This window comes from Fluviicola sp., assembly GCF_029266855.1.
Classification (GTDB): Bacteria; Bacteroidota; Bacteroidia; order Flavobacteriales_D; family Crocinitomicaceae; genus Fluviicola.
Genome location: NZ_JAQSWB010000001.1, coordinates 906,784 through 921,467 on the forward strand (window position 1 = coordinate 906,784; position 14,684 = coordinate 921,467).

Here is a 14,684-nt window from a genome sequence, read left to right on the forward strand (position 1 = left end):
TTATCAATTCATTAAGATGTGTGCTAATTAAAATATTCAAGGAAGTTCCTGAACAATTACAAGCTCATCAAGAAGTTAATCAGGTGAACATCTTCTCCATCGATACCCAGTTTTTTTCTTAAGCGGGTTCTGGCAACAGTAATGCTGTTAACGGATTGATTGGTGATCGCCGAAATATCTTTGGTTGACAGATTCAATCTAAGAAAGGCACACAATTTCTTTTCGTTGGAAGTCAGTGTTGGAAATTTATCCTGGAGCGATTGATAAAAACGCGAATGTACACGTGTAAAATGAACTTCAAATTCATCCCAGCCATTGTTTCGTTGTCCGGACTGAAGATCTGCAATAATTTCTTGTATCACCTGCTGATTTTCCTTCGTAAGTGCATGTTTCGCTTTTTGCAAGTTCTCCGTAACGCGGTCCAAAAGTTCTGTATTCTTCAACAAAAAAAGCGCTTTTGCAGTTAATTCACGCTCTTTGAATTCCAGGTCCTCTTCCAGGGTCTTGTGTGCCAGATTCAGGTTTTCCCGTTCAAGAGTAAGTTTTTCCTGCTGCAGCTTTGCCGTTTTAATCCTGCTCCGCATGATAATGATGAAGAAAATTGCGATTGCAAGCACCAGAAGAAGTACGGCAAGTAGCACCAGATTCCGAAGTTTATCTGACTCATTCTGTTTCAACTTCAACTCGTAAGCTTTTTTATCATGTTCCCGCTGATGAGATTCTTCCAGTGAGGCGATCGCTGTTTTGCTTTCCAGGTTAAAAACCTGGTCGTTTAACGTTTTAAATTCTTTATGAAAATTCAGGGCCTCTTTGTAATTCCCCAGGGTATCATTAACGGATGAAAGCGACTCCAATGAAATTAGAGTAGATGCCTTGTTGCCGGTTTTTCTACTGAGCTCAAGGCCTTTTGTAAAGTATTCCAACGCTTTATGGAAATCACCCCGGAACACTTCATTTTTCCCCAAATTATTGAGTACCTGTGCCTGTCCCTGCTCGTCTCCCTGCTGTTTTCTTATTTTGAAGGATTTTTGAAAATAATGACTCGCAAGATCCAGTTCGTTTTGCTCCAGGTGACAAATTCCAATATTATTCAGCAGTGAACTTTCGTAATCCGGATCTTGTATGATCTTATTCAGTTCAAGCGCATTCCTGAAGTATACCAGCGCCATTTCGAAATCACTTTGACTGATAAAAACGGCCGCTAAATTATTATATACTTTCAGCTTCCGTTTGACCAATTCCAGTTTTGGGGTTCTTTTATCTGCTTTTTCCAAAATGGATAAAGCTTCTTCCTGGTAGTATATACTTTTCCTGTAATTTTTAAGCTGCAGGTATAAAGTTCCCATTTTGATCCTTGCGTCTGCTTTCAATAAGTTCAAACTAAGATTCCCCGGATTTTTGGAAACAGCATTATCAACCATCGTCTTCGCCTGGAAATAATACTTCATGGAACTTGCAAAATCACCTTTCACCTTATAATTGTCTCCCAGGTTTTGGAGAATCTCAATTTTCAGACCGATCGAAGCAATAGCCGGTAACTTCTGTTTTGCTTTCAGTGCTTCAACCAATGCGGAGTCTGTATTCTTCACCAGCTGATCAACGGAAGTTCCCAGGTGCATCCGGGCCACCTGCTCTTCGGTCTGGCCAAATGCCCCAAGACCAAATAACATGCATAAACAAACCGCCCTGTATTTTATACTTCTCATTGTTTTCAAGCCGGAAATAATTCCGTCAATACAGTCAAATATACATTTTATCTGTTTGAAGACACCATTTCAATCGTTAGTCCATTCCAAAAAATAGCGATACTTTTGTTAGCACATTTACTTAAAGTCTTGTTTTGAAAAATCAGCTCCTGTTAGTCACTCCCCCATTTACGCAGCTAAACACTCCGTATCCGGCAACGGCTTACCTGAAAGGGTTTCTAAACACAAAGAACATCTCAGCTGTCCAGGCAGATTTAGGTATTGAAGTGATCCTGAAGATCTTTTCGGAGGCAGGATTAAAGACTCTTTTTGCAGAAATCGAATCAAAAGACATTCTTCTGAGTCCAAACGCAGAGCGGATCATTCGTCTCCAATCCGATTACATTCAAACCATTGATTCGGTTATTCTTTTTCTGCAAGGCAAAAACCCGAGCCTGGCACATCTTATTTGTCAGGATGAATTTTTACCCGAAGCCTCGCGTTTTAACCAGCTGGACGAACTCGATTGGGCATTCGGGATCATGGGCACACAAGACAAAGCGAAACACCTTGCAACACTTTATCTCGAAGATATTGCCGACCTGATCGTTGAAACAATTGATCCGCATTTCGGGTTCAGCCGTTATGCAGAACGCCTGGGAAGATCAGCACTCAGTTTCGATGAATTGTATGATTCCCTTCAACAGGAAGCCACCTATACTGATCGGATCTTACTTGAAATACTTGAACAAAGACTCCGGGATACCGAGCCTGAACTCATCGCATTTTCTGTTCCTTTTCCAGGAAATCTCTATGCTGCTTTCCGATCTGCACAATACATCAAACAACACTTCCCGCATATTAAAACTGCCATGGGAGGTGGTTTTCCAAATACGGAGCTGCGATCACTTTCAGACACTCGCGTTTTTGAATTTTTTGATTTCATTACACTCGACGACGGAGAAACACCAATAGAAAACCTGATCGAACATCTTTCCGGTAAAAGAGATATTCACGATCTCAAACGCACCTTTGCATTAGTAAATGAACGGGTTGTCTACATCAACAATTCCAAAACGCCCGACTATAAACAACGCGATCTGGGTACACCGGATTACAGTGATTTACTGCTCGATCAATACATTTCCGTTATTGAAGTAGTCAACCCGATGCACCGCATGTGGAGCGACGGTCGCTGGAATAAACTCACCATGGCACATGGCTGCTATTGGGGGAAATGTACTTTCTGTGATATTTCACTGGATTACATCCGGATCTATGAACCAGCAACAGCGAAAATCCTATGCGACAGAATGGAAGAGTTAGTTCTTCAAACCGGGCAAAATGGATTTCACTTTGTAGATGAAGCAGCACCTCCGGCTTTGATGCGCGAACTGGCATTGGAAATAATTCGCAGGAAACTGGTAGTGAGCTGGTGGACCAATATCCGTTTTGAAAAGAGTTTTACCCGCGATCTGTGTATCCTGCTGAAAGCTTCCGGATGCATTGCTGTTTCCGGGGGACTTGAAGTTGCTTCGGACCGCCTGCTTGCATTGATAGACAAAGGAGTAACCGTTTCACAGGTTGCCAAAGTGACACGTAATTTCACCGAAACGGGAATTATGGTTCATGCCTATCTGATGTATGGATTTCCTACCCAAACAGTCCTTGAAACAATTGACTCGCTTGAAATGGTACGCCAGCTATTCGAAACCGGAGTTTTACAATCCGGATTCTGGCACCAGTTTGCGATGACTGCACATAGCCCGGTTGGTTTGGAGCCCGAACGTTTCAATGTCATTCGTGAAACCGGGACCGGAACCTTTGCAAATAACGACCTTATCCACCAGGATAAAACCGGCATCGACCACGAACAATTCAGCTTCGGACTCAAAAAATCATTGTATAACTTCATGCACGGAATTGGGTTTGATCTTCCTTTGCAAAGCTGGTTTGACTTCAAAGTACCGCGCACCTCCGTTGCTTCCGATTTTATTGAGCAAGCTATCGAAGAAAACGAAACTGTTTTTATCAAACCAAGCTCCAGGATCTTATGGCTTGGGACTCAACCTTCCATCCGTTTCTATACCAAAGCGAAAAAAGGAAATCAATGGGAAATGGCAGAATTGACTTTCCACACCCGAAAAGATCTTTTCTCAATCCAGGTAAGCAAATCTCAAGGCATCTGGCTTGGTAAACTATTGAAAGAAATTTCCGTATCCGAAAACAAAAGAAGTCTTTTCCATGAGATCAAATCCGATTACGAACAAGATAACGAAGGAGAAGATTTTGAACCTTTCTGGTATGGAAAACAACTTGTTCCGTTGAAGGAAGCGGGGTTGTTGGCGTTATAATCGGAGAACATAAAATGCTAAAAGCTATATATTTGTAAAAAAATCATTCATGAATCGCCTCGTTTTTTGCGTCATCGCCACCTTATCCTTTTTGAGTGTTCATGCACAACCTTTCAAATACGACGAATTCGGACATGTAGGAGACTCAAAATTCAAAGCATTTATTACCAATCGGGGGTATAAACTTGTTGGCCGGTTTTACCAGATAAGCGTTGGAAAAAAAAGTATTATAGCCGCAAAGGTTCTCAAAGGAACCAAATGGACTTTTATTGACGTTAACGGCAAAGAGATAGAAAGCCCGGGTGAGAAGCTACGGATCGAACAAAACATTCCGGAAATGGGTCATCCCGATGCTTTCCACGGACTAGATCCCGGCCCGAATGACTGGAAAAGTGAAAAATTCCAAGGATTTAACACCACTGAAGGAAGAGGACTCATTTATGACGGTGATACGCTTGTTCAAGCCATTTATCAAGAAGTAACAATCTATTCTGCCGATCATCTGTTCGTTGTCAAAAAAAACAATAAATACGGTGTTATCAATAAAAAAGGAATCCTTGTTATTCCTCTAGAATATGAAAGTCTAAGTCCTATTGGAAGCAATGCAACTTCTGAATTCTTCTACTACGCAAAGAAAGACGGTAAAGCGGGAATCATTTCTGAAGATAATCGCGTGACTATTCCTTTCGAGTTCGAGCAACTTAATTTCAAGAAAACCTATTTCGAAACAAATATCCGTGTTAAAGGAAAACCCAATAATCGCGGAGTGATTGATCTAAAGGGCAAAGAAATAATCCCTTGCATTTACACCGGAATAGTTGGAGATTACGATGGTTTCTATATTGTAAGTAAAGGTAGATCAAACAAAGACTTGGTTGTTGGAATGACAGACCTAAATGGAAAGTTTATTCTCGACACCATTTATTCAGAGTACTACAAATATGGAAACAATGATTCCAATTTTTTAATCCAGTTTAATCAGCGAGAGAAACCAAATTCTTCCAGAACTACTTCCGGAATCTATGATCTCCGCTTAAAACAATTTGTACTTTCCCCTGGCAAATACAGTGTTTCGCGAATCGTTTACCAATATGGAAGGGATGTACACATCAAAACAAATAGCGGTTATTTACACGGCTGGGCTGGTAAAAGTGGGAAATTGTTGATCGAACCAATATACGAAGAACTGAGCGCTACCTGGGATAGTCCGTTTCTAATAGTGAAGAAGGACGGAAAATACGGGGTCGTTGACAGCCTGGGAAAAGTCATCCTTCCCATTAAATATGAAGGACTGGATCATTTTGGATCTTTCTCTTTTGAAACGGATATCAAACGCGGAGATGTATTTGTCATTACGGAAGGCGCCAAGCAAGGAATCATCAATACCAAAGAAAAAATACTTATTCCCATTGAATACGAATCCATTGAAACGACCTCCAGCGGAATTATCTGCAAAAAAGAAGGGCATACTAAAATCATGAACCTGGATGGAAGGGTTTACTATGAAACCAGTGAATTAAATATCGGAGAATTTGATCTCGAGTATGGATTTATTAAAACACCAGGCATGCGTTATGACTTATATGGGAATAAGCCTGCGCCTGTTAAATAAGCCTTTTATTTACTCAAATTCCAGTTCGAAGCAAACGCCGTTGCCGCTCTTCTTACTTTGAACCGCACCGTTCAATTGTTCGGCAAAGCCATCAATTAAAAAATGTCCGAAATGATGTTCGCCGTCTGCTCCGGAATTTTCCGAAAATCCTGCCCCATCATCCTTGTATGTCAATAAATACTTACCATCCTTCAAGCGAAGGGAAAGATAGATCGATCCCTGATTTCTCCCTTTAAATCCATGCAGGATCGAATTCGTGATCCATTCGTTGATCAGTAATCCAAGCGGAATCATTTTATCTACCGGGAGTTCCAGGTAATCGATATCCAGTTCGAGTTTAAAATTATCGGGATCATTCACCAAAGAATTCAGGCAATCATTGAAGAGCTTTTCCCAGTAGTTGGCCACATTGATCAGTGCCAGATCCTTGTGTTTGTAAAGTGATTCGTGAATACTGGCGATGGTTTCAATCCGTGATTGTGTTTTGTCTAATACACCATTGAAATTATTATCCCCTTCTTCCATCTGCAGGCGAATGAGACTGGAAATGATCTGCAGGTTGTTTTTTACGCGGTGATGCATTTCTTTCAGAATCACATCTTTTTCATTGTTCAATTTTTCCAGTTCGGCTGTCCGTTTCTGCACTTTATTCTCCAGGTCGTTCTTCAATTGAAGAAGCTCCTCCTCTGCTCTTTTTCGATTGGTGATGTTTGTCGACAGGATGAACACTCCTTCCGGAATGGGTTCTATCCGCAACTCGAACCAGCCTTTTGTATTGTCATTTTGAGTAAATTCATTCTCAAATTGAAGAGTTACGCGTTCCTCCATGCATTTTTTCAGCTGGCTGAACATAAACGTGTTTTCAATTCCCGGATAGCATTCCATCATTGTTTTACCAATCAGGTGTTCGATAGTACTTTGCCCCTGGCTTGCAACTGTCCTGTTTACATAAAGGTATTTCCAATTGTAATCGATGACCTGGAAGCCTTCAAGCAAGCTATCAAGAATACTTAAGTTTAAAATAGATCTTTTCAATGAAGTAGCGTTAATAAGTAATAGTTACTAATTAGTATCCCAATTTAGTAAAAACCAGGTAAATAACAATAAGAATCGTAAAATCACAATCCATATTAACAAGAGCCGGGGGCTCACGCATTGATGGGTCAATAGTTTTGTATCACAAGTTTTTTGGAGACCGTAAAGTTATCACCTGAAATTTTCAGCAAGTAATTTCCTGCTTTCAGATAATCCAGGCGGATGAATTGAAGATTCTTTCCTGTTTTTGTTTCGATTAAGCGTCCCTGTAAGTCGCTGATCGATATTTCAGTAATCAGGTAATTATCTGCCGCCTGAACAGTGATTTCTTTTGATGCCGGGTTTGGCCAGAAACTGACTTCCACTGTTTTTTTATTCGTTTGGGAAGCAAGCGTATTCAATTCATACTGACTGAAAAAACGCCAGATTTCTTTTGTCGCATCAAAGTCCATGCAGGTATTACCCGAAGACCCTGAAACCGGCCATCCTGGCCAGCTGTGTCCGCCACCATTAATCTTAAACAATTCTACCGTGTGTCCGTTTATTCCACCGGAATATACATAGCGTGTCGCAGTGGCATTGTCGCTTGTGTTTATATCCGGAATTGAACTAACGGCAGGTACGGGATTACAATTATTCTGATCCACCCAAAAAAGACTTGTTTCATCTATTCCTTTCATGGTTGAAGTTCCTTCATACGGATTGGTACTATCGTCTGTGCCGTGAATATGAAGAACCGGAATTGGCTGTGCCGGAACACATTCATCGTACATATCAACAGACATCGACCCGGTAACCGTTCCGATCGCCGCAAAGCGATTACTTCGGCAAGCCAGCAAATAAGCCATAAAACTTCCGTTTGACATACCGGTGCAGTAAATCCGAGCCGAATTGATAGAATAGCTTGCCGCTATCGTATCGATCAGCGCTTCCAGGAATCCTACATCGTCTACTGTCGACCCCAATATATTTTCATAGTTCCAGAATCTCACTCCGAACATCGTTGAACCATCCGGATGGACCATAATAAAATTCGCCGTATCTGCTATCGGTCTGAAATCCCTGTTTTCCGCAAAATCAGCACCACTTGAACTCAATCCGTGTAAGCCGATCACCATTGGAACAGGATTTCCCGGAGTATAAGAAGCCGGTACATAAAACGAATATGTCCGGGTAATTCCTCCGTGAACAAAAGAACCCGAAACGGTAGTTTGCGCCTGTACAAATCCCAACAGGCACACAAACAATGCAGAAAAGCAGTACTTAGATATCATAGAGGGAATTTAGGATTTTTTTAATAGATATTCAGATATTCAGATATTCAGATATTCAGATATTCAGATTAATTGCGACTATTTTTAGAAATAGCAAGCAATCTTATTCTTTATTCATATCCTTTACTTTCATATCGTCCTCATACGTTGGTCCGTAAAGGCCCGGAACTTCGTTTCCTGTTGCGCGCAAGTATATGATCATTTCTCCCCGGTGATGATAAATATGATTGAATAAAAAACTGCGTACCACAGTGCCCCTCGGAAAAGGTCCTAACACGGTGCGACCACCGGATTTCATGGTCCATTGATCCTGTAAATCTTCTTCCGTTATGGATTTCAGAGCTTGCCTCGCTTTTTCAACGTTTTTTTCAAAGAGATCCCGCGTTGCATGAATATCGTCCGTGGACCCGCGTTCCATTTCATCAGCATCCATATCATATACATCTTTGGTAAGCGTCCCGACATACCAGTAATAAATGGTAGCGATATGCTGGGCTAATTCACCCATTGTCCAGGAGGTTGGAGAAGGTTTATACCCGATATGTTTTGCGGGTACAGCATGCAGCAATTTCCGGGTGCTTTCCGCTTCCTGCTCGAATTCTTCTATTAAGGCTTGTAACATCATATCTTTTTGTTTATAAACAATAAGGTACTGCTCTCCAATTTTTAATCAAAATGATTTGTTTTTTTTAACTTATGTCACTCCGAGTTTTCCTTAGACTCTTGTAGCTCTTTCATTTCCTCAGGTACTTGTATTTTCAATGTATACTCTATATAAGGAATTGATTTATCTGATTCGGGAATTTTCATGTTACCGTCTTTTATATCCATTACACTTGCTTTCATCCCTCGAGGGAGTATTATTTCGTTCTCTTTGGGGAAATACTTAATATCATTTTCCGGCACCATTACTTTTGTATTTCCCTGAAATATCAGTACCGCCATTTTGGTCACTTTCCCAAATGTTCCATCGCTTATATCCGTAGCCATGTTTTCCACCCCACCGCTATCCGCATGTGTACTTGTGAATCCCGGAAAATTTAACACGTCACCTTTTTTCGGTTCTCCCATCCATTCAGCCTGCAATTCCACTCTTTGAAGTTTGATTTGTTCTTTTACACTGCTTTCGTTGATTGTTTCGTCCAGTACCTCAATAGTTTTTTCTATCAGCTCAAGAATTGTTTTATCTACTTTTTTAGGTAAAGTCTTTCTGAGGTATTTATTAATTGGAACATAGAAATAGGAAGTATAAAGGCATTTGGCCAATGTTCCCACGTCAAATCCTTTACTTACATCAACACAAAATTCCAATTGTCCTTCCGGGGTCATATTGAAAACATCATCGTGAGGCATAATCTCCTGTAGTTCAACAGGCATCGTTTCAGCTAATTTCACAACTTTACGCGTCAGTTCAACCAGTTCTCTTTTTTTCTCTAAACCGGGAGACTTGTTCTTATCAGGCTCTTCTGTCCATAATTCCTGATCATTTGGCCTGAAATGATCTACTTCTCCCTCGGAAGAATCCTCCACACCACTTAGAATCTTAAAATCATGATCCTCCACCCAATTTTTCACAAATCGCTTGTCACCTATATAAAGAGATGTTGATTTTATTTGGGTCAAAGCACCCGTTAGCTTCAACCATTCCGGACCTTTTTTATACGAAACAAGGATTTTTTTGCCTTCTCTTTTATTGATCCGATCAAAGTCGCCAGGCATCCGTTGAATAACACCCTTAGAACCGAAAGCAGAATTTGGAGACTGATCATGTGAAAAGCTTAAATTTTGTCTGTCCAGTAATTGAGTGATCTGATTTGCCTGTGAGTTATTGTTTCCTCTTTCCAGGATTTTTCGCATCTGAATAGCTTCAGGCCGATCGTCTCTAAATAAAGTACTAAAGTACTGCGAAGATTGTTTCTTCTCAGTCAAGTTGCTTTTCTGCTCATTTTGATTAATCTGATCGTACAAGACAATAGTTGTGAATAGTGTAACTCAAAACTAACTATTTATTTCAATCTGCAAGAGATTAAATATTCAAATGGGGTACCCAATTAATGACTAATCAAACAAACGAACCATTAATAATTGTATAAAAACAACTAAAAGTAGCGTAATTACAACTATAAGTATTGTTATTTTCATCGATTCCCGGGAGGAGTCAAAATACCTTTGCAGAGTCGAATTTTAATAAATAGTACTATGTTGAACACAAAGATCATTGGTAACAGAATTACCGAAGCGCGGAAGAAAATAAACATTTCGCAGGCACAACTTGCAGAACAGCTTTTTATCAGTTCACAGGCAGTTGGAAAATGGGAACGCGGAGAATCCATGCCCGATATTATTACTTTAAACCGTTTGGGAGAAATCCTTGGGGTCGACCTGAATTATTTTTCAGCACATCCGGAATCTACCTCCTCCGAACCGGTTAAAAATTCCGAAGCTTCCTTTGACCAAGGCTCTGCACAGACAACTGAAACCGTGCAGGCAGGAAAAACCCTTAAATGGGATATGTCGCGCGGGAACTGGGTGGATGCCGACTTTTCCGGTTTGAAAAACCTGAATGAAAAATTCAGCTCTTCCAATATGCTGCGCTGCAAATTTATCGGTTCTGATCTGTCAGGGCTCCTTCTCAGCGGCAATAACATAAACGGCTGTGATTTTTCGGAGTCGGATCTGAACGGCAGTCATATCAAAGGTTCTCACCTGCAGAACGATCAATTCACCGACTGTTCGCTGGGAGATACCGAGTTTTCGGGAAGCCATGTCCTGGGTTGCGACTTTAGCGGTACTGACCTTACCGGGGTGGTATTTAAATCCGGTGGTTTTGAGAAAAACACATTAAGCAATGCTGTTTGGAATCGCAGCTCCTTTAACTCCATGTATCTTGCCGACCTTGTTTTCGAAGGAAATATCGAGAATTGCAGTTTTGAAAACTGTGCCTTTAAAAGAGTGACCTTCCAGAATGCAACACTCACGAATACATTCTTCAAAAACAAGAGTTTGAAACAGATCAAATTTATCGACTGTCAGGCTGACCGGTTGACTTATGAATTCCTGAAAAACGGGAAAGCAGATATGAGCGGGATCAAGCTGGTAATGTTGTGAAGGAGACCGTGTTTTTTATTCGGTGATGTCATCCGTTTCCCCGGATTGTAAAATAAAAAAAACAGCCCCCGGCATATATCGCCGGGGCTTTTTTGTATTTGAGCGATCAATGAAATAATTAGCTGACATCACAAGACTTTCAAGAAAAATCCCTATTCTTGCCCCCTAAAAACACTAGTTCACATGAATAAACCAGCTATCACTGCATTACTTACAGTCCGGGAATTTCCCCGCACAGAATTACCCGATGCCCATTTTAAAGAATTTGACGGAAGGCATTTGTACCGCTTGATGGTCGAAAAACTCCTTGCCATTAAAGCTATCAATCACATTGTGATTACGACCGATTCCAATACCGTGAGACAAACATGCGGTGGTACTCCAAGGATTTCCTTTGTCGATTTGCCGCATCCCGATATGTATTCGGAAGAATACTCCAATGCACGAATCCTAGAAGAAATGCCGACATCCGATCTGATCACAGCTCGTGCACTTGAAAAAACAGCCGGAGAGCATTTTATGCAGACGCAATGCATCAATCCGCTGCTTTCGATCAAAACCATCGAAGAGGCTATCGAACGTTATTACACCTACGTGCTTAATGATGAATACCAGCAATTCGATTCCCTAATGAGTCTTTCCCGTGTTGAGAAGCGTTTATACAGCAACACGAATTATCCTATTACGACTCTCCGGGACGAACCACATTTCGTGATCTTCGAAGATACGATCTTTCATATTTTTAACCGCAGCGCATTCAGTCGGAATAAACAAAAGAAATTCGGGACAAACCCCATGTTCTTTGAAGTACCCGAGATTGAAAACTTAACGGTCGAAACAATTGCAGGATATAAACTGGCAAAATTGGCATACGATAACAAGAGCTTATTTTTCTAACTAGATTCCAAAAAAAAGGGTCCGCTGCGGGACCCTAAACCTAAAACTTAAACTACCTAATACGGCTGCTGCTCTACCAACCTTCAACCAGTACTAAATTAAAATTATGCCTATCAAATGATTTGCAATTTTTCTTAAACTATTTACATAATTCCTACTTTTTCAGAGCTGCCAAATCACTATTCTGCACAGCCAGATCAAATAAAGTATGGGATAATTAAATTGATTAATTAATTTTATTCCCCAAGAATTACATAACCTTCACATTTTGTTAGAAACAAACAACTACCTAAAGAAGTACCTTCTCCCTTTATTCCTTATACTGGCGAATTTCATTTTTAAGGGAATTTATTTAGATGGGAATTCACTTGGAGGAGACGAACCATTTAGTGTATATGTTTCACAATTGAATATTTCTCCGCTTGTTTCTTATTTATCTACCGGAAACAATCCGCCATTATTTGAACTGTTTTTGCATTATTGGATTAAATGCTTTGGGATATCCGAGTTCTCCGTTCGTTTCCCTTCGCTTATTTTCAGTTGTTTAACGGTGTTTTTCATTTATCGGATCGGGCTGAGAAATTTCAATATCCGGATTGCATTCTATGCATCCCTGTTTTTTATTTTTTCCAACTACCAGATCACGTATGCCCACGAAGCGCGTGTATATTCGTTGATGGGAATGCTGACTGCCATGTCCATGTATTATTTCCTGGAACTGGTAAACGGTAAGCGCAAAGAAATTCGTTTCGTTAAAACAGCTTTCCTGCTTGTCAATATTCTCCTTATTTATGCGCATTATTTCGGCTTTTTTGTACTCTTCATACAATTCATTTGTATCCTTTTCAATAAACAAATCCGAAAAGCACATAGCCGTTTTTGGATCTCAGGATCATTGCTTATTCTCCTGGCATACCTGCCGAATATTAAAGTTTTGCTTGAACGGGTTACAACCTCGGCTGGAATCGGCGGCACCTGGTTAACACCTCCGACAGGATTTGTTGATCTGTACAATATGCTATGGAAGTTTACGAATGCCCCGGTAGTAGCAGCTCTTACAATCATATTAATGGTTTCTGCTTTCATTAAATTCATTCTTTTGAAGCGAAAAAATCAACTAAGTGCATCCTTCCAAAGTAAACTCATTGTCACCTGGTTTTTACTTCCGTTTATCGGGATGTTCCTCATATCTTACCAGACTCCCCTATTTTTAGACAGATACCTCATGTTTGTGTCCATTGGTTTTTGCCTATTCCTGGCACTGATCGCTGATTTTATGATCCGGAAAACCAACTGGAAATACATAATTCCGGCGTTGTTCTGTTTGTTGTTTATAATCACCAGTAAACCCAATTTGTCAACGAAGCGAAATGTCCGGGAAGTTGTCAGGGTACTGAAAGAACTAAAACAGGATAAGGAAAGTCTTACGCTATTCTGTCCGCATCATTTTTCATTCAACATTGCGTATTATTATGACCGGACCTTGTTTACAACAATAGACGAAACCGACATCTATAAGCTCATTGATTCGAAAATGGGACAGGAATCGGTAATTGGAATAAACAATATTACCGAAGCAGATTTCAAAGGGAAAAAGCAGGTCATCTACTTGGATGCAGCAGCAAGTTTTTCTTTTCCCGGTAATGGCATTCTGGACTCATTAAATCAACACTATCGTTTACAAAAAGAAGTTACCATTGATGACTTTTTTGTGATCTACGATTTTAAAAAGGCCAATTAAGAATTTCTGAAGAATCCTTACATTTGAAAGACAAGTTATAACTTACAGTTTCATTGTTTTAAATTGAATGGTATGGGTACATCTCCGGAACACGACTCGCGCATTGCAAAGATGACCTTTGCTTCGGTTTATCCGCATTACGTTACAAAGGTTGAAAAGAAAGGCCGGACGAAACAGGAATTGCACCAGGTGATCGAATGGCTTACCGGCTTTGACGAAGCCAAACTCCAGAAGCTGATCGATCAGAAAGTCACATTTGAATCCTTCTTTGAACAAGCAAAACTGAATCCCAATGCTGAATTAATCACCGGCATGATCTGCGGCTACCGGATAGAGGAAATCCAGACTCCGCTTACCAAACAAGCCCGATACCTGGACAAGTTGGTTGATGAACTTGCCAAGGGGAGGAAAATGGAGAAGATTCTGCGAGGATGAATTGCGAATAAACACCCACAGTTATGAAAGATATTACCAAAATAACTAAAGACCTGGAACTAGCACAGATTGGCTGGGTTGTTCCCGATATCCATGCTGCGGTAGCATTCCTTTCAAATGCATTAGGGATCCCAGGATTTCCACCACCGGAACTTGTCCGTGCTCAGGATCTGAACATGACCTATTACGGCGAAGTGGTAAACGCAGAATGGCTGACAACACAGACTTATAACGGCTCTGCTTTCATTGAACTGGTGCAGCCGCTTTCCGGACAAAGTATGTTCCATGATTACCTGGAACAACATCCCGCAGGAGGTACTCAGCATCTTGCCTTTCGTTTACCTGTGAGTGATTTCGAACGAATCACAGGCAAACTCTCCGAAGAAGGTTATGCTCTTATCAGTAAGGTTGACCACCCGGTTGCCCGGATGGCTTTCTTCGACACAACCAAAGCCCTGGGGCTTGTTACAGAAATCATGGGAATTACCCCGGCAGGTTGGATCGCCCTTGAACAAATGGAAAAAAAACCGGTCATTTAAACAT

At 40.7% G+C, this 14,684-nt stretch carries 12 protein-coding genes; 7 read left to right on the forward strand and 5 right to left on the reverse strand.

Annotation, left to right across the window (positions count from 1 at the left end):
• Nucleotides 1-56 precede the first annotated feature (56 nt).
• Nucleotides 57-1,706, reverse strand: coding sequence for a tetratricopeptide repeat protein (locus K0S23_RS04225; protein ID WP_300354717.1), 1,650 nt, complete (start codon nucleotides 1,704-1,706; stop codon nucleotides 57-59).
• Nucleotides 1,707-1,840: 134 nt separating this feature from the next.
• On the opposite strand from K0S23_RS04225, the gene K0S23_RS04230 reads away from it, so the two are divergent.
• Both K0S23_RS04230 and K0S23_RS04235 read left to right on the forward strand, forming a co-directional pair.
• A complete protein-coding gene (locus tag K0S23_RS04230; protein WP_300354720.1) occupies nucleotides 1,841-4,039 on the forward strand; it encodes a radical SAM protein in 2,199 nt (732 codons plus the stop codon).
• A 49-nt stretch (nucleotides 4,040-4,088) separates the two neighbouring features.
• Nucleotides 4,089-5,651: a WG repeat-containing protein gene (locus K0S23_RS04235; RefSeq protein ID WP_300354723.1), complete on the forward strand. Its 1,563-nt coding sequence runs from the start codon at nucleotides 4,089-4,091 to the stop codon at nucleotides 5,649-5,651.
• Between the two features lie 9 nt (nucleotides 5,652-5,660).
• Here the strand turns inward: K0S23_RS04235 and K0S23_RS04240 are convergent, their stop codons facing one another.
• The 4 genes from K0S23_RS04240 to K0S23_RS04255 all read right to left on the reverse strand — a co-directional run bounded on the left by K0S23_RS04240 (nucleotide 5,661) and on the right by K0S23_RS04255 (nucleotide 9,817).
• Nucleotides 5,661-6,686 (reverse strand): PAS domain-containing sensor histidine kinase, encoded by a 1,026-nt coding sequence (locus tag K0S23_RS04240; protein WP_300354726.1) that lies wholly within the window; start codon nucleotides 6,684-6,686, stop codon nucleotides 5,661-5,663.
• Nucleotides 6,687-6,814: 128 nt separating this feature from the next.
• Nucleotides 6,815-7,960, reverse strand: coding sequence for a PHB depolymerase family esterase (locus tag K0S23_RS04245; protein WP_300354729.1), 1,146 nt, complete (start codon nucleotides 7,958-7,960; stop codon nucleotides 6,815-6,817).
• A gap of 103 nt (nucleotides 7,961-8,063) precedes the next feature.
• Nucleotides 8,064-8,585: a DinB family protein gene (locus K0S23_RS04250; RefSeq protein WP_300354732.1), complete on the reverse strand. Its 522-nt coding sequence runs from the start codon at nucleotides 8,583-8,585 to the stop codon at nucleotides 8,064-8,066.
• A 74-nt stretch (nucleotides 8,586-8,659) separates the two neighbouring features.
• Nucleotides 8,660-9,817 (reverse strand): ADP-ribosyltransferase, encoded by a 1,158-nt coding sequence (locus K0S23_RS04255; RefSeq protein ID WP_300354734.1) that lies wholly within the window; start codon nucleotides 9,815-9,817, stop codon nucleotides 8,660-8,662.
• A gap of 342 nt (nucleotides 9,818-10,159) precedes the next feature.
• Here K0S23_RS04255 and K0S23_RS04260 point away from each other — a divergent pair, with 342 nt between their 5' ends.
• From K0S23_RS04260 to K0S23_RS04280, 5 genes are all read left to right on the forward strand, one after another.
• Nucleotides 10,160-11,068, forward strand: coding sequence for a pentapeptide repeat-containing protein (locus K0S23_RS04260; RefSeq protein WP_300354737.1), 909 nt, complete (start codon nucleotides 10,160-10,162; stop codon nucleotides 11,066-11,068).
• A 183-nt stretch (nucleotides 11,069-11,251) separates the two neighbouring features.
• The gene (locus tag K0S23_RS04265) at nucleotides 11,252-11,965 is read left to right on the forward strand and encodes a hypothetical protein (RefSeq protein ID WP_300354740.1); all 714 of its coding nucleotides are present in this window, start codon (nucleotides 11,252-11,254) and stop codon (nucleotides 11,963-11,965) included.
• 268 nt (nucleotides 11,966-12,233) lie between these two features.
• Nucleotides 12,234-13,706 carry a glycosyltransferase family 39 protein gene (locus K0S23_RS04270; RefSeq protein ID WP_300354743.1) on the forward strand — a complete coding sequence of 491 codons (1,473 nt, stop codon included), beginning with the start codon at nucleotides 12,234-12,236 and terminating at the stop codon, nucleotides 13,704-13,706.
• A gap of 72 nt (nucleotides 13,707-13,778) precedes the next feature.
• On the forward strand, nucleotides 13,779-14,141 hold the full coding sequence (locus K0S23_RS04275) for a DUF2200 domain-containing protein (RefSeq protein WP_300354745.1): 363 nt from the start codon (nucleotides 13,779-13,781) through the stop codon (nucleotides 14,139-14,141).
• A gap of 23 nt (nucleotides 14,142-14,164) precedes the next feature.
• A complete protein-coding gene (locus K0S23_RS04280; protein ID WP_300354748.1) occupies nucleotides 14,165-14,680 on the forward strand; it encodes a VOC family protein in 516 nt (171 codons plus the stop codon).
• The last annotated feature ends 4 nt before the right edge of the window (nucleotides 14,681-14,684 follow it).